The 16,003-nt window shown below is 68.9% G+C and carries 14 protein-coding genes and 1 riboswitch; of the genes, 6 read left to right on the top strand and 8 right to left on the bottom strand.

From position 1 onward, the window contains the following. Positions 1–122: 122 nt before the first annotated feature. From ACFP3H_RS07265 to ACFP3H_RS07255, 3 genes are all read left to right on the top strand, one after another. The gene (locus tag ACFP3H_RS07265) at positions 123–1,781 is read left to right on the top strand and encodes a bifunctional 3'-5' exonuclease/DNA polymerase (RefSeq protein WP_378601323.1); all 1,659 of its coding nucleotides are present in this window, start codon (positions 123–125) and stop codon (positions 1,779–1,781) included. 134 nt (positions 1,782–1,915) lie between these two features. After that, positions 1,916–3,907: an NAD-dependent DNA ligase LigA gene (ligA, locus tag ACFP3H_RS07260; protein ID WP_378601321.1), complete on the top strand. Its 1,992-nt coding sequence runs from the start codon at positions 1,916–1,918 to the stop codon at positions 3,905–3,907. Between the two features lie 10 nt (positions 3,908–3,917). Further along, entirely contained in the window at positions 3,918–4,337 is a 420-nt protein-coding gene (locus tag ACFP3H_RS07255; RefSeq protein ID WP_378601628.1) for a substrate-binding domain-containing protein, read from the top strand. An 18-nt stretch (positions 4,338–4,355) separates the two neighbouring features. Here the strand turns inward: ACFP3H_RS07255 and ACFP3H_RS07250 are convergent, their stop codons facing one another. Then, positions 4,356–5,237 (bottom strand): PucR family transcriptional regulator, encoded by an 882-nt coding sequence (locus tag ACFP3H_RS07250; protein WP_378601319.1) that lies wholly within the window; start codon positions 5,235–5,237, stop codon positions 4,356–4,358. Next, positions 5,164–5,625 (bottom strand): RsbRD N-terminal domain-containing protein, encoded by a 462-nt coding sequence (locus tag ACFP3H_RS07245; protein WP_378601317.1) that lies wholly within the window; start codon positions 5,623–5,625, stop codon positions 5,164–5,166. The genes ACFP3H_RS07250 and ACFP3H_RS07245 overlap by 74 nt, the downstream gene beginning before the upstream one ends. A 168-nt stretch (positions 5,626–5,793) precedes the next feature. Here ACFP3H_RS07245 and ACFP3H_RS07240 point away from each other — a divergent pair, with 168 nt between their 5' ends. The 3 genes from ACFP3H_RS07240 to ACFP3H_RS07230 are packed head-to-tail and all read left to right on the top strand — an operon-like array spanning position 5,794 to position 10,447. Next, positions 5,794–7,266, top strand: a complete 1,473-nt coding sequence (locus tag ACFP3H_RS07240; RefSeq protein WP_378601315.1) for a class I adenylate-forming enzyme family protein — start codon at positions 5,794–5,796, stop codon at positions 7,264–7,266. Between the two features lie 5 nt (positions 7,267–7,271). Next, positions 7,272–9,050, top strand: a complete 1,779-nt coding sequence (locus ACFP3H_RS07235) for a DUF3556 domain-containing protein (RefSeq protein ID WP_378601313.1) — start codon at positions 7,272–7,274, stop codon at positions 9,048–9,050. Beyond that, the gene (locus ACFP3H_RS07230; protein WP_378601311.1) at positions 9,047–10,447 is read left to right on the top strand and encodes a phytoene desaturase family protein; all 1,401 of its coding nucleotides are present in this window, start codon (positions 9,047–9,049) and stop codon (positions 10,445–10,447) included. Before ACFP3H_RS07235 ends, ACFP3H_RS07230 begins: the two co-directional genes overlap by 4 nt. A gap of 104 nt (positions 10,448–10,551) precedes the next feature. On the opposite strand, the gene ACFP3H_RS07225 is transcribed toward ACFP3H_RS07230, so the two are convergent. From ACFP3H_RS07225 to ACFP3H_RS07200, 6 genes are all read right to left on the bottom strand, one after another. After that, positions 10,552–12,102 carry an NCS1 family nucleobase:cation symporter-1 gene (locus ACFP3H_RS07225; RefSeq protein ID WP_378601309.1) on the bottom strand — a complete coding sequence of 517 codons (1,551 nt, stop codon included), beginning with the start codon at positions 12,100–12,102 and terminating at the stop codon, positions 10,552–10,554. Between the two features lie 186 nt (positions 12,103–12,288). Continuing rightward, positions 12,289–12,432, bottom strand: a complete 144-nt coding sequence (locus tag ACFP3H_RS07220) for a hypothetical protein (RefSeq protein ID WP_378601307.1) — start codon at positions 12,430–12,432, stop codon at positions 12,289–12,291. A gap of 182 nt (positions 12,433–12,614) precedes the next feature. Continuing rightward, the gene (locus ACFP3H_RS07215) at positions 12,615–13,400 is read right to left on the bottom strand and encodes an ABC transporter ATP-binding protein (protein ID WP_378601305.1); all 786 of its coding nucleotides are present in this window, start codon (positions 13,398–13,400) and stop codon (positions 12,615–12,617) included. Next, on the bottom strand, positions 13,393–14,211 hold the full coding sequence (locus ACFP3H_RS07210; protein WP_378601303.1) for an ABC transporter permease: 819 nt from the start codon (positions 14,209–14,211) through the stop codon (positions 13,393–13,395). The genes ACFP3H_RS07215 and ACFP3H_RS07210 overlap by 8 nt, the downstream gene beginning before the upstream one ends. Continuing rightward, positions 14,189–15,211 carry an ABC transporter substrate-binding protein gene (locus tag ACFP3H_RS07205; protein WP_378601301.1) on the bottom strand — a complete coding sequence of 341 codons (1,023 nt, stop codon included), beginning with the start codon at positions 15,209–15,211 and terminating at the stop codon, positions 14,189–14,191. The genes ACFP3H_RS07210 and ACFP3H_RS07205 overlap by 23 nt, the downstream gene beginning before the upstream one ends. Further along, complete coding sequence (locus tag ACFP3H_RS07200) at positions 15,208–15,909, bottom strand: TenA family protein (protein ID WP_378601299.1); 702 nt, start codon at positions 15,907–15,909, stop codon at positions 15,208–15,210. Before ACFP3H_RS07200 ends, ACFP3H_RS07205 begins: the two co-directional genes overlap by 4 nt. Then, positions 15,900–15,996, bottom strand: a riboswitch (TPP riboswitch). (Overlaps the previous gene by 10 nt.) Positions 15,997–16,003: the final 7 nt, after the last annotated feature.

The raw sequence follows: 16,003 nt of genomic DNA, 5'->3' as shown, positions 1-16,003 counted from the left end.
CCACGTGCGGTCCCGCCCCTCGGTGATCATCGGCGTCGCCGACTACCGCTGGGGCGGCTCCGTGTCGCGCCACGAATCGTGCTCGACGGTTCGTGTCGTACCTCGGTGCCACAATCCGGCAGGTGCGATGGGCGATTGCGGAGACGGGGGAGGGCGGGGCTCGACTGTGCCCGCTCGATGACGACGGTCGCCCGGCCGGACCGGTGCTCGACGAACCTTCGCTGGTGGCGGCGGTGCGCTCGCGACCCGAGGTGCAGCGGTGGGTGTGGCGGTCCACGGCCGAGATCTACCGGGGCCTGCTGGCGGCGGGTGTGCGGGTCGAGCGCTGCTACGACGTGCAGGCCGCCGAGGCGTTGCTGATCGGGTACGAGCAGGGCCAGTCCGGTCAGGCCCGGTCTCTCGCCGCGGCCTGGGCGCGACTGCACAACCTGCCGGTCCCCCCGGACGCACCCGCCCGCGCCGCCGAGACCCAGCCGTCCCTGTTCGAGTCCGGCCCGGTCCCGCTCCCGCCGGGCACCGACGAATTCACCGCCCTGCTCGCCGTCTACGCCGGACAGCTCACCCGAACGGCGAGCACCGCGCACCCCGAGCGCATGCGCCTGCTGCTCGCCTCGGAATCGGCGGGGATGCTGGTCGCCGCCGAGATGGCCCGCGCCGGAATTCCCTGGCGGGCCGACGTGCACCGCGAACTCCTGGATTCGATGCTGGGCGAACGCTTTCCGGGCGGCTCAGAACCGCGACGGATGGCCGAACTGGCCGACGAGGTGTCCCGAGCGTTCGGCACGCGCGTGCGCCCCGACCTGCCCAACGAGGTGATCAAAGCATTCGGCCGCGCCGGCATCCCGTTGACCTCCACCCGGAAATGGGAACTCCAGCAGGTCGACCACCCGGCCGTCGCCCCGCTGCTGGCCTACAAATCCCTGTACCGCCTCTACACCGCGAACGGCTGGTCCTGGCTCGACCAGTGGGTGCACGGCGGCCGCTTCCGCCCCGAATACCTCCCCGGCGGCACCGTCTCCGGCCGCTGGACCACCAACGGCGGTGGCGCGCTCCAGATCCCGAAGGTGATCCGCCGGGCCATCCGCGCCGACCCCGGCTGGACCCTCGTCGTCGCCGACGCCGACCAGATGGAACCCCGCATCCTCGCCGCCATCTCCCGCGACCCCGGCCTGATGGCGGCCGCGAGCCGCGCCGACGACCTCTGCGCCGACCTGGCCGCCCGCGGCTTCGGCGGCGACCGCGACCGCGCCAAGATCGCCCTGCTCGGCGCCATCTACGGCCAGACCTCCGGCGACGCCCTGACCCACCTCGCGGCCCTGCGCCGCCGCTACCCCGCCGCGGTCGCCTACGTCGACGACGCCGCCCGCGCGGGCGAGGAGGGCCGCCTGGTCCGCACCTGGCTCGGCCGCACCTGCACCCCCGCCACGATCGCGTCCGAAGACCCCACCCCGCCCCAAGAGCCAACCCCCGACTTCGGCACCACCGCCGCCACCCGCGCCCGCGGCCGCTTCACCCGCAACTTCGTCGTCCAGGGCAGCGCCGCCGACTGGACCCTGCTGGTCCTCGCGGGCATCCGCCACACCCTGCGCGACCTGCGCGCCGAACTCGTCTTCTTCCAACACGACGAGGTGATCATCCACTGTCCCACCGAGGAAGCACCCACCGTCGCCGCGGCCATCACCGCCGCCGCCGACACCGCGGCCCGCCTCACCTTCGGCGACATCCCCGTCCGTTTCCCCTTCACCACCGCTGTCGTCGAGTGCTACGGCGACGCCAAATGACCTCGCCACCACCGATTCCCGACACCCCCGACGCCGTCACCACCTCGACGCGTCGGTCGCCGCCCGAGCGAAACGCTGCCGCGCACACCGCGCCCTGCGCGTACGTGTCGGTGGGTATCGGTACCGTTCGATCCGTGGAAACAGGGGAACGTATCCGAGAACTGGCCGACCGGATGGTCGCGCTGCGCGCCGCCTACTACGAGGGCTCGCCGCTGGTCGCCGACGCGGAATTCGACGCGATCGAGGACGAGCTGCGGGCGCTGATCGAGGCCCATCCCGAACTCACGCCGGACCCGAACCCGCTCGAGCAGGTCGGCGCGCCCGCCGTCTTGCACGCACCTGTGCGGCATTCGCGGCCGATGCTGTCGTTGGAGAAGGCGACCAAGCCCGAGCAGGTGGAAGCGTTCTTCCAGCGCTTCCCCGGGCAGTCGGTCGTGGTGATGCCCAAGCTCGACGGGTTGTCGCTGGCGCTGGTGTTCGAGGACGGCCGGTTCGCCCGCGCGGTGACGCGCGGCGACGGCACCACCGGCGACGACGTGACCCCGCTGGTCCGCGCGCTCGTGGACGGCATTCCCGAGCGCATCGACCTCCCCGGTCGCGTGGAGGTCCGCGGTGAGGCGGTGATGTTGCGCTCCACCTTCCTCGCCTACAACGCCGCCCACCCGGACAAACCGCTCATCAACCCGCGCAACGCCGCCGCGGGCACCCTGCGCGCCAAGGACCCCGCCACGGTCTCCGAACGCCGCCTGCGCTTCTTCGGCTTTGACCTCGACACCGCCGCCGACGACGCCGCCCACGACCTGGGCGAGGGCCTGGCCGCCCTCGGCGTCGCGGGCGCGCAGATGCGCCTGTGCGCCGACGCCACCCAGGCCCAGGCCGCGATCACCGAGATCGAACAGGGCCGCAACGACCTCGACTACGACATCGACGGCGCCGTCCTCCGCCTGGCCGACCGCGACGCCTACGCCGCCGCGGGCACCCGATCCAACTCCCCCCGCGGCGCCCTGGCGTTCAAATTCGCCGCCGAGGAGAAGACCACCCTGCTGCGCGAGGTCGTCTGGGATGTCGGCAAGACCGGCAAGATCGTCCCCGTCGCCTGGCTGGAACCGGTCTTCGTCGGCGGCACCACCGTCACCAAGGCCACCCTGGCCAACCAGGAGGTCATCCGCGCCCGCGACATCAAGGTCGGCGACACCGTGCTGGTGCGCCGCGCGGGCGACGTGATCCCGTTCGTCGCCGGCGTCCTCGACGCCGCCGCCCGCACCGGCGAGGAACAGGACATCATCTCGCCCACCAACTGTCCCTCCTGCGGCCAACCGGTGACCGAACAGGGCAACAGCCGAGAGTTGTTCTGCACCAACGTCGCCTGCCCGGCCCAGACCGTCCGCCGCCTGATCCACTGGGCCTCGCGCGCCGCCGCCGACATCGACGCCATCGGCGGGGTGTGGATCGAGCGCCTCGCCGAGGCCGGTGTCCTCGAGAACCCCTCGGACTTCTACACCCTCACCAAGGAACAACTGCTCGAGTTCGACCGCGTCGGCGAGGTTTCCGCCACCCGCATGATCGACTCGATCGACGCCAGCCGCCAGGTCGGCCTGCGCCGTGCCCTCATCGGCCTGGCGATCCCCATGGCCTCCGACGGCACCGCCGCCCGCCTGGCCCGCGCGGGCTTCGGCTCCCTGGAAGACGTCGCCGACGCGGGCGAGGAACGCCTGGTCGCGGTCGAGGACATCGGCCCGAAGGTGGCCGCCTCCCTCGTCAACCACCTCACCCGCCTTCGCCCCGAACTCGAACGCCTGCGCGCGGCGGGCGTGAACCTCGACGTCCGCGCCGAAGACCTCCCCCCGGTCATCGCCGCGGGCGCGCCCCTGGCCGACAAGACCGTCGTCGTCACCGGCGCCATCAGCGACCCCCGCTCCGGCGAGAAGGTCGCCCGCCCCACCTTCCAACGCCTGTGCGAACAGGCGGGCGCCACCACCGCCACCTCGGTCTCGGCCAACACCGACCTGCTCATCACCGGCGCGGGCGTCGGCGACAGCAAACTGGCCAAGGCCGAGAAGCTCGGCGTGGAGGTCGTCGACCAGGGCGAGATCTGGAAACTCCTGATCGAGGCCAAAGTCGTCTAGGGGCAAACGAATTCGCGCCGATGCGCGGGACTCAGGCCAGCAGGTCCGCCAACCACGGCGGGTCGGCGCCCTCGTGGCGGCACGCCTCGGCGGCGACATCGGAGGCGAAGGTGAGGGCGCGCAGGCCATGCCAGAGCCGCCGACCGCGCTGTTCGTCGCCAACAACCACATGACCATCGGGGTGATGCGCGCGCTGAACCAGCGGGGTGTGCGAGTGCCCGAAGACCTCGCCCTGACCGTCTTCGACGACTTCGAGTGGGCGTCGATCTTCCGTCCCCGGCTCACCGCCATCGCGCAACCGATCGAGGAGATCGCGACCTGCTCCATGCGGCTGCTCGCCGAGCGGATCGAGGACCCCGACCGCCCGCCGCGCACGGTCCGGCTGAAACCCCGCTTCATGCACCGGGATTCCTGCGGCTGCGTGCGCTGAGCGCGCGATCGCGCCCCGTCAGAGCTCGGTCGGCGCCGCGGTGAGCACCGAGGGTCCGAGCCAGTGCGCGGCCACCAACGCCAATTCCACATCGAGACGGTCGGATTCGATCGGTGCGCCCCGCCGCTCGACCGCCCGCGCGAGCCGATATTTCACCGTGTTCTTGTGGACGTGCAGCCGAGCGGCGGCCGCCACATAGCTGCCCTTCTCGTCGAGGAAAACCCGGACCGTCTCGCGCAGCAGCGCGGTGGCAGGCTCGTCGGCGGCCAGCGGCCCCAGTGCCGCGCCGACCATGCGCTGGGCCGCGTCCAGATCGGCGGAAAGCAGTGCGGCGGTGCGGACTCCGGGATCGGTGTAGGAGGTGATGGGCCGGGAGTGTCGGTCGGCGATCGAGGCGACGCGGGCCGCGCGGATCGCGTCGTTGTGGGTCTGGCGAAACCCCTCGACATCGTTTCCCGGCGCGCCCAGCGCCAGTCGGACGTCGTCGGCCTCCGTGCGCAGAATCTCCGCGAGCCGGTCCTCGTCGAGCTGAGAAATGCTGGGCCGCCACGGAATCCACGCCCACAGCGTGTTCGAGTCACGCGGCCAGATCAGCGGCTGCTCGGTCGCGCGCAAGGTCTCGGCGATCCGCGCGACGATATCCTCGAGCCCCGTGAGCCGGGCGGGCGCGGCCATCGTCGACCCCGTCCACAACACCACCCCCAGATGATGGTGGCGCAGTGCGTATCCCAGCACCGCCTCGGCGGCGTCGGTGTCGGGCGGATACGGCCCGAGTAACCGCTCCAACACCTCCATCCGCACGGTGCGCCGATGTGAGAGCCACCGTTCACGCTCGGCCTGGTACTCCACCATCACCTGCTCGCTGATCGAATCGATATAGGCGAAGTTGAGCGTGATCAACAGCTGGATCGCCCGCACAGTTTCCGCCCGCGTGGCCTCCTGGTGCCCGATCGCCTCGATCGAGCGCTAGCTGCTGACCCACCCGGTAGGCGCGGATCAGCGCGGTGGGGGAGGCCCCGCGCTGGGCCAGACTGCGCGCGTACTCCCGCGCCACCTCCGGCACGGTCATGTCCTCGACCGGCTCCCCGTCCCGAAAGATCCTGATCGCGGCCAGCAGATTACCGCGCACACTCGCCCGCAGCGACCGCACCATCGGCCCGTCGCCGGGCAGCGCGGGAATCCGGTCGAGCAGCAGCTTGGTCATGGCGTCGTCGAGGTGGTCGAGCTGCGCGTGCAGCGCCTCGCCCGCACCGGCCAGCAGCTGCTCGGCCCGACCACTTTGTCCCATGGGGACAACTCTCACCCACGCACCCGCCCCAGGCAAGGCCGTCCTGACCCCGACCGACAGTGATTACTGTTCGCCCGAGACAGTGACTCGGGTCACAAAGACATTTAACCTCGTCTTAATGGTTTGTCCGGGGCCAGAATTCGATCCCCGGAGCGCGAGAGGAACCCGATGACGCAGTTCGATTACCTACCCTGGGCCCGTCCCGAAGTCTTCTCGACCCGCCCGTGCGTGCGCGACGATGTCGAGGAACTGACCTACGCCCAGTTCGCCGAGCGCGTCGAAGCCGTCGCCGAACAGTACGCCGAACTGGGCATCGGACCCGGCGATGTCGTCGCGATCATGCTTCCCAACCGGATCGAACTGCTGCTGGCCCTGATGGCCGCCTGGCGCGTCGGCGCGGCGGCGACACCGGTCAATCCCGCGTTCACCGCCAACGAGGCCGACTACCAGATCACCGACGCGGGCGCGCGCCTGCTGATCACCGTCGGCGGCGGCCACTCCCACGACGACCTCACCGTGCTCGACGTCGAACACCTGCGCCGCACCGCGCGCGGTTCGCTGCCCCCGGCCACCACCGACGGCGCCGACCTGGCCCTGCTCGTCTACACGAGCGGTTCGACGGGCAGGCCGAAGGGCGTCATGCTCGACCACCGCAATGTCGAGGCGATGACCGCGTCGATGCTCGCCGCCAAGCCCGTCGGCGACGACACCCACTGCCTGCTGTTCCTCCCGCTCTTCCACGCCAACGCCCTGTTCGTCAGCTTCCTGACCACGGTCAGGGGCGGCGGCCAACTCAGCGTGATGCGCAAGTTCACCGTGCCCACCTTCATCGACTGGGTGCAGCGCCTGCGCCCCACCTTCTTCTCCGGCGTCCCCGCGATCTACGCCATGCTCGTCGCGCACGCCGGCGACGCCGATTTCAGCTCGGTGCGGTACGGGGTGTGCGGCGCCGCGCCCGCCTCGGCCGAACTGCTCACCGCGGCCGAACACAAGCTCGGCTTCCCCCTGGTGGAGGGCTACGGCCTGACCGAGGGCAGCTGCGCCTCGTGTACCAACCCGGTCGACGGCGTCCGCAAACTCGGCACCGTCGGACCCGCCATGCCCGGCCAGCGCGTGGAGGTGATGGACGAGCACGGCACCATCCTGGCGCCGGGTGAACGCGGCGAAGTGGTCATCAAGGGCGCGAATGTGATGGTCGGCTACCTGAACCGCCCCGAGGCCACCGCCGCGACCCTGCGCGACGGCTGGTTGCGGACCGGCGACGTCGGCGTCATCGACGAGGACGGCTACCTGCGCATCGTCGACCGCATCAAGGACATGATCATCCGCGGCGGCGAGAACATCTACCCCAAGGAGATCGAAGCCGTCCTGCACACCCACCCCGGCGTGCTCGAGGCCGCAGTCGTCGGCGCGCCCCACGACGTGCTGGGGGAGGTGCCGGTGGCGTTCGTCGCCGCCTACCCCGACGCCGACCTCGTCGTCGACGACATGCTCGCCACCTGCTACGCCAATCTCGCGAAATTCAAAGTGCCCGTGTCGATCCGGGTGCTCGACGAGATCCCACGCAACCCGGTCGGCAAGGTCGACAAGCCCACCCTGCGTTCCCGCGAGGACCTTCGCGACCTGTCGAATCGAGGCTGAGCACCATGGCATTCAAAGACCCCACCCTGCCCCCGGTCGACCCCGCCGAATTCCGCGGCCGCCCCTTCTTCGACCGCATCGAACTGCTCACCGGCTTCTGGGCCGAGAACGGTTTCGGCAGCCCCCGCGTGCTGCACCTGATCTACCTGGTGAAACTGTTCGTGTTCTCCCTCGGCGGCGGTATTCTCGTCGCCACCCTCACCTCCGACGTGGGCTCGCCCCTGGACGTGGCGGCCTGGTGGAACGAGCCGATCGTCTACCAGAAACTGGTCCTGTGGGTGGCGCTGCTGGAAGTGATCGGGATCGGCGGCGCGTGGGGCCCGCTCACCGGCCACTTCAAGCCGATGTACGGCGGCGCGCGATACTGGTTGCGCCCCGGCACGATTCGGCTCCCACCCTGGCCCGGCAAGGTGCCCGGCACCGCCGGTGACGAGCGCACCGTTCTCGACGCGCTGCTCTACGCGGGCGTGCTGACCAGCCTCGCGACCGCGATCCTGCTGCCCGGCGTGCACAGCGACTCCCTCGCCGCGGCCACCGGCACCGCCACCAACGGTCTGCTCGTGCGACCCCTCGCGCTGATCGTCCCGGTGGTGCTGCTGATCCTGCTCGGTCTGCGCGACCGCGTGCCCTTCCTCGCCGCGCGCGGCGAACAGTATCTGCCGATCCTGATCGTCTGCGCCACACTGCCTTTCGTCAATATGATCATCGCGCTCAAGCTGGTCATCGTGACCGTGTGGGTGGGGGCGGCGGTGTCGAAGTTCGGGCAGCACTTCACCAATGTGATTCCGCCGATGGTGTCGAACGCGCCGTTCATGCCCAAGCGCGAGCGCCTGCGCCAATACCGTGACGCCCCACGCGATCTGCGACCGTCGAAGTCGGCCTGGTTCATCGCCCACATTCTCGGCACCACCGCCGAACTCGTGGTGCCGGTGGTCCTGCTGGTGAGCACGAACACGACCGTCACTCTGATCGCGGTCTGCTGCATCGTGGCCTTCCACCTGTTCATCGCCTCGACGTTCCCGCTGGCCGTCCCGCTGGAATGGAATCTGCTGTTCGCCTACATCGCGGTGTTCCTGTTCCTCGGCTACCCGGCGGGCGAGGGCTACGCGGTCACCGATTTCACCCCGATCTGGTTGCTGTTCGTCCTCGGCGCGGCGCTGGTCGCGTTCCCCGTGCTCGGCAACCTGCGCCCCGACCTCGTCTCCTTCCTGCCCTCGATGCGCCAGTACGCCGGCAACTGGGCCTCGGCGGTCTGGGCGCTGGGCCCCGGCGTCGAGGAACGCTTCAACGACCTGCCCATCCCCGTGCAGACCCACAACAAACAGCTCGAGGCCCTGGGCTATCCGGCCGACGCGGCCGACATGACGATGTCGCTGTTCGTCGCCTGGCGGGCCATGCACAGCCAGGGCCGCGGCCTGCTCTCGGTCCTGAGCAACCATCTCGGTCCCGACCTCGACCGCTACACCGTCCGCGAGGGCGAGATCGGCGCGAACCTGGTCGTCGGCTGGAACTTCGGCGACGGCCACCTGCACAACGAGCAACTGATCACCAGCATCCAGCGCCGCCTGCACTTCGCGCCCGGCGAATTCCTGGTGGTCTGGGTCGAGTCCCAGCCCATCCACCGCGCCGACCAGCAGTACATGATCGTCGACGCGGCGCTGGGCGTGATCGAGCGCGGGGTGTGGCAGGTCGCCGACTGTGTCTCCCAGCAGCCGTGGCTGCCCGAGGGGCCCGTCCCGTACGAGGTCACCTGGCGCAGCGCGACCCCGGAGCAGGCGCGATGAGCACGGCGGTGGTGGTCGGCAGCGGGCCCAACGGACTCGCCGCCGCCCTGACCCTGGCCGCCGCCGGTGTCGCGGTGACCGTGATCGAAGCCAATGACACCCTCGGCGGCGGCGTCCGCTCCGCCGAGTCCACCCTGCCCGGTCTCGTGCACGACGAGTGCTCGGGCCTGCACCCGCTGGCGCTGGGCTCGCCGTTCGCCCGCGAATTCGACCTCGCCGGTGCGGGTTTGGCGTGGACGCGCGCACCGATCGAGCTGGCCCACCCCCTCGCCGACGGTGGCGCGGCCCTGCATCACAGCGCCGCGGAGACCGCCGCCGGGCTCGACGATGCCAGCTGGTCGGCGGTCTTCGGACCGCTGGCCGCCCGCTTCGACACGATCAGCGAGGAATTCCTGCAGCCGATGCTGCACGTCCCCCGTCACCCGATCCACCTGGCCCGCTTCGGCGCCTACTCCGCGCTCCCTACCGACCTGATGGCCCGACGACTCCGCACGCCCGCCGCCCGCGCCCTGTTCGCGGGCACCGCCGCCCACGCCTTCCGCCCCTTCGACACCCCGTTCTCCGCCGCGATCGGCGTCGCCCTGACCACCGCCGCCCACCGCTTCGGCTGGGTCGCCGCGCGCGGCGGGTCCGGCGCGATCGCCGACGCCATCCTCACCCGGTGCGCGGAATACGGGGTGAAGCTCGAAACGGGCCGCCGGGTCGATTCCCTCGACGAACTCGGCCCGGTCGACCTCGTCATGCTCGACACCGCTCCCGGCGCGGCGGCCCGGATCTGCGGCGACCGCATGCCCGGCCGAATCCGGCACGCCTACAACACATTCCGACACGGCCCCGGCGCCTTCAAAGTCGACTTCGCCGTCGAGGGCGGCGTGCCGTGGACCTACGAACCCGCACGCTCGGCGGGCACCGTCCACCTCGGCGGCAGCTGGCAGGAGACCGCGGCGGCCGAAAAGCTGGTAGCCCGAGGACAACTCCCCGAACACCCCTTCGTCCTCGTCGGCCAGCAATACCTCGCCGACCCGACCCGCTCCGTCGGCGACCTGCACCCCCTCTACTCCTACGCCCACGTCCCCGCCGGCTACCAGGGCGACGCCACCGACGCGATCACCGCCCGCATCGAACAGTTCGCCCCCGGATTCCGCGACCGCGTCCGCGCGATCGCCGTCCGCACCACCACCGACATGACCCGCCACAACGCGAACTACGTCGGCGGCGACGTCGTCACCGGCGCCAACTCCGCCCGCCAACTCGTCTTCCGCCCCCGAATCTCGGTGCACCCCTACGACACCGGTGTCCCCGGCGTGTACCTGTGCTCGGCGGCCACACCCCCAGGCGCCGGCGCGCACGGCATGTGCGGGTTCAACGCCGCCCACCGAGCCCTCGACCGACTGTGATCGGTGCCGGTCCAACCGGCAAGACTGACGCCATGACCTGAGCCCGACAGCGAGGAACCCCCGACCGAGACGGCCGGGGGTTCCTCGTTCGATGCGGAGTGAACTCAGAAGTTGGTGACGGCGTACTTGGTGGTGCGCTTGGCCAGCAGCAGGTAGGCGCCCAGACCGACGCCGCAGCCGATGAACCAGCTGTACTGGGCGGCCGTGTGCATTCCGTAGATGTTGTTGAACAACACCGGGAACACCGCGATCACCGCGCCCACCACCGTCGCCCAGACCGCGGCGGGGTTGTAGCCCTTCTTGTACCAGTAGGTGCCGCCCTCCGACATCGTGAACAGGTCGTCCACGACGATCTTCTGCTTGCGCACCAGGTAGTAGTCGGCGAGCAGGACACCGAACAGCGGGCCGATGAACGCACCCAGCGTCTCCAGCGTGTAGTGGATGACATCGGGATTGTTGTACAGGTTCCACGGGGTGATCAGCACCGAGCCGACCGCGGCGATCATGCCACCGGCGCGCCAGCTGATCCGCTGGGGACTCACATTCGAGAAGTCGAAGGCCGGGGAGATGAAGTTGGCGACGATATTGATGCCGATCGTGGCGATCGTGAACGTGAGCGCGCCCAGCACGATCGCGAAGGTGGAATCGATCTTGGCGACGGTGTGGACCGGGTCGGTGATCAATTCACCGAATACCGGAACAGTCAGCGACGCGGTGATCACGACCAGCAACGAGAAGACCAGGAAATTGACCGGAAGCCCGAGGAAGTTGCCCTTCTTGACCGCCTCGAACGACTTTCCGTAACGGGAGAAGTCGCCGAAGTTGAGCAGCGGTCCGGAGAAGTACGACACCACCAGCGCGATAGCGCCCAACATCACCGGAATGGCGTCGAAGCCGGTGTACTTCACATCACCGAGGTTGAGGTCGACCCCGCTCCAGCCCGCCTTGTAGAGCAGGTAACCGCACAGGATGAACATGACCACATAGACGGCCGGACCACAGAAGTCGATGAACTTGCGAATCGCTTCCATGCCGCGCCAGAACACGCACGCCTGCAGAATCCACAGCAGAATGAAACTGCCCCAGCCCAGCAGCGGCAATCCGAGGAAACCGTAATCCTCGAGCGAGGCGTACGGCGCCAGCGACGGGAACAGTTTGATCAGCACGACATCCAACGCGGCCGAGGCGAGGAAGGTCTGGATGCCGTACCAGGCCACCGCGATCAGACCGCGGATGATCGCCGGGATATTGGCCCCGAGCACGCCGAACGAGCTACGACAGATCACCGGATACGGCACACCCGCGGCCTGGCTGGGCTTGGCCACCAGGTTGCACAGGATGTACACGATCACGATGCCGACCAGCAGCGACACCAGCACCTGCCAGCTGGCCAGGCCGAGCGCGAACAGGCTGCCCGCGGTGACATAGCCACCGACCGAGTGCACGTCCGACATCCAGAACGCGAAGATGTTGTAGGAACCCCAGGTCTGTTTGCGCAGCGGCGCCAGATCCTCATTGGTCAGCCGCGGGTCGTACTCGGGCTTGATATGGCCGCTTCCGACCGGAAGTCCGGCGGCTTCGACGAGATCGCCCGCACCGACAACGGCGTTGGGCGGGATGTCGGGGGAACTGTGTTTCGGAACCGTTTCGGTCATGGGGTTATCCGATCGAATCGAACGATGATGATCGCAAAAAGATAGCGCTCGAAGATTTCCGCACCGTTGCGCGAGAGATATATCTGACGGGCCACCGAAGGGCGTCAATTCCCCACGCAACCCCATCTTTCGGGCACATGTAACAGCGCGATTGCGCGCCGGTTAGAACAATTCTCCGCGGCTCGGCTATCGCCCGATCGCGGCGCGCACGATCGCCGCGGTGGCGATCTGGCCGACCGCGTTGGGGTGCACCGGGTTGGTGTCGAGGTGGCTGGGAATCGGCGGCTCGACCCAGCGTGTCGCGGCGTCACGGCACGTGTCGTGACCCACGCTCGGCGTGGAGAGATCGACATAGGTGGCCCCGTTGGCCGACGCCTGCTCGCGCAGTACGCCATTGAGCTGCTTCTCGATCTCGCGGGTGTAGGCCTTTTATCCCCACGCCCGTTTCGGATTCGACCCGGAAACGCAAGAGTCCACCGACATCGAATACCGCACAGGTAGTGCCGGCGAAATCAGCCCTGCTGCACCGATGCCCGCCGCGATTCCTCGTGCAGGATCGCCAGCAACTGCTCCTCCAACGCCACGAACTCCGGTGAGGTGATCGTCGACAGTTCGCGTGGGCGGGGAAGGTCGACGACGAGTTCGTGGCGGACGGTGGCGGGGCGGGCGGACAGGACGATGACGCGGTCGGAGAGGTAGACCGCTTCGCGGATGTCGTGGGTGATCATCAGGATCATCCAGCGGTAGCGCTGCCAGACCTCCTGGAGCCACGATTGCATGTCGGTGCGGGTGAGGGAGTCCAGGGCGCCGAAGGGTTCGTCGAGCAGGAGCAGTTCGCGGTCCTGGACGACGGTGCGCAGCAGGGCGGCTCGTTGGCGCATGCCGCCCGAGAGTTGGGACGGGCGGGAGTTCTCGAAGCCGGACAGGCCGAAGACGGGGAACAGTTCGCGGGCGCGGCGGCGGGCTTCCTGCTTGGGCACGCCCTGCACGCGCAGACCGAGAATGGTGTTGTCGAGGATGGTCCGCCAGGGGAACAGCAGGTCCTTCTGCGGCATGTAGGCGCAGTGCGACGCGGTGTTCTCGCCGCGAAAATCGATGCTCCCGGAGTCAGGGGACTCGAGCCCGGCGAGCATGTTGAACACGGTGCTCTTGCCGCACCCGCTCGGCCCGATCACAGTGACGAACTCGCCCGCCCGGACCGTGAACGAGACCCCGCCCAGCACTTCGAGATCGGTGCTGTCGCGGCCGGGTCGATGGAACGACTTGGTGAGCCCGTCGACGACGATCCGGTCAGTCACGTCGACTCCTGTTCTCCGCGAGCGCCCACGGCGCGACGAGGCGTTCGACCGCGAACGTGGCCAGATACAGCGCGATACTCAACAGCGCGGTCACCAGCACCGCCGCCAACACCAGATCGGTGCGGAACGAATTCTTCTGCAAGCTCATGTAGATGCCCAGACCCACACTGGCGCCGACATATTCGGCGAACACCGCACCCACCACCGCGTAGGTGATGCCGATCCGCAACGCGGTGAAGAACCGGGGGATCGCCGAGGGCAGCCGCACATACCGGAACACCTGCACCCGGGACGCGCCCATACTCCGCAGCAGCGCGCCCGCGTCCCGGTCGGCCGCGGCGAACCCCTCGATCAGCCCGATCGCCATCGGGAAGAAGGTCACCAGCGCGACCACCAGGATCTTCGGCAGCAGCCCGAACCCGAACCAGATGATCATCAGCGGCGCGATCGCGACGATCGGCACCGTCTGCGACGCCACGAACAGCGGCACCAGCGCCCGCCGCAACCACGGCGAGAAATCGACGATCACCGCCAGCACCCACGCCAAGGTCAACGACACCGCGAAACCGATCAGCGTGACCTGGAGCGTGGCGGCGGCGTGGGTGGCGATCTCCGCGCGATGCGCCCATCCCTGCCGCGCCACCCGCACCGGCGAGGGCAGCACCTGCGGCCGCACCCCGCTGGTCATGACATAGATCTGCCACACGGCCACCAGGACCGCCACCGTGACGATCGAGGGCAGCGCCCACCGCACACCCGACCGGCTGCCGGGTGCGGCTACCGCGGACTCACGGGTTGGCGAGGTAGGCATTGGTGAAATACGTCGACCAGTCGGGTTCGGTGGTCAGCGGCTTCCCGTCGGGACCGTTGAGCAGTCCGCTGCGGAACAGGAAGCCGGAATTGGCCGACCACTGCTCCAAAGTCTGGGTGCCCACCTGGCCGCTGGGGTCCTTCATGAACTGCTCGGCCAACATTCGCTGACTCTCGAAGACCAGCTCCTCGTCGTTGAACGCGCCCGGGTTGGCGTCGATGAGGTCCTGCGCCGCCGCGTCGGGGTTGTCGGCGGCGAACTGGTAGCCGCGCTGCAGCGCCTGCACGAACTTCTTCGCCCGGTCCGGGTTCTCGGCGAGCCAGCCTTCGTTGGCGTCGATGACGATGGCGTAGGAGTCGGGGAACCCGAAGTCGGTGTAGCGGAAGTACTTCATCGGGGTGCCGTGGTGTTCGGCCTCGATGCCCTCCCAGGCCAGATACGACACGGTGAAGTCGGCCTTGCCGGAGTAGACGGCCTCATACGCCGAAGAACCCAACGTCACGGAGGTGAAATCGCCGGTGCCGCCGTCATTGCGGATCACCTGCGACAGCGATTCCTTCTCGCCCGGATCACCGAAACCGGCATAGGTCTTGCCGTCGAGATCCTTCGGACTGGCGATGTCGGCGCGATCCGCGCGCACCCCGATCCCGGTCGCCCAATGTTGCAGCGGCGCGAGGACGGACTGGACGCGCGCACCCGAAGCCCGCGCGAAGGTCGACGAATTGTGCGTACTGATCCCGAATTCCGCGTTCCCGGCATCGACCACGGTATCGACCGAGGTGTTGTTGTACGGCAGCACATGAACATCGAGCCCGGCGTCGCTGAAGAAGCCGCGCTGCAACGCCACATACAGGCCCGAGTGGTTGGTATTGGGTGTCCAGTCCAGCGCGAACCGGATCGTCTGATCGGATCCACCGCCCGAACCACAGGCGGTGAGCATCGACACCATCGCGATGCCGGTGGCGAGAACCGCGAGCGCGCGGCGCATCCGGGCGCTCATGCGGCGGGCCAGGGCTGCGGGTGCAGAGCGGTGTCCCAGAACACCAGCTCGTAGCGCACGGCCAAAACAAAGGCCTTCTCCATCGCCTCCCGCTCACGCTCGGTGGCGGTCTCGGCGGCGGCGTCGACCAGCGCGCGGGCAGTCGCGGCGGCGATCTGGAAGTCCTCGGCGCCATAGGTGGTGACCCACTGCGCGTACGGGTGGGCAGGGTCGGCGGCGATCACCTTCGCGGCGCTCGCGGCCAGCTCACGACCCACTTCGGCGTAGATCCAGAAGCACGGCAGCGCGGCCGCGGCGGCGACCGCGTAGGACTCGGTCGCGGCGGCGGCGATCAGGAAGGAGATGTAGGCAAGGCAGGTCGGCGAATGCTCCGGCTCACCCTGTCGGGGCGGCAGCGCGCCACCGGTGAGCAGCTGCTCGTGCATGGCCGATTCGACCGCGGCCGCGTTCGCCGAGGAGTTCGCCCAGAAGGCCGCGGTCTGCGGATCGGGGGACTTGGCGGCGAGCAGCGCCAGCGCCTTGGAATAGCCGGTGAGGTAGAGCGAATCCTGTTCGATATAGACGGCGAACGCGTCCAGCGGCAGGGTGCCCTGGCCGAGCAGGCGCAGGAATTCCAGGTCATCGATCGCGGCGCGCAGGCCCTTGGTTCGATCCCAGAGGTGGTCGGAGAATCTCTCCGTGGTGTGGGCGTGCGACACCGTGACATCCCTTCGTCAGCATTACCTGAACAGGTTCGGCGGGTTTGTTCTCAGCCGCGCGGTCGCGCGGCACCCCGTGTCAGAACTCGACCGA

The sequence above is a fragment of the Nocardia lasii genome, from assembly GCF_042658545.1.
Classification (GTDB): Bacteria; Actinomycetota; Actinomycetes; order Mycobacteriales; family Mycobacteriaceae; genus Nocardia; species Nocardia lasii.
Note: the sequence above shows the minus strand (reverse complement) of the source record. Positions and strands in the feature narration are given on the sequence as shown.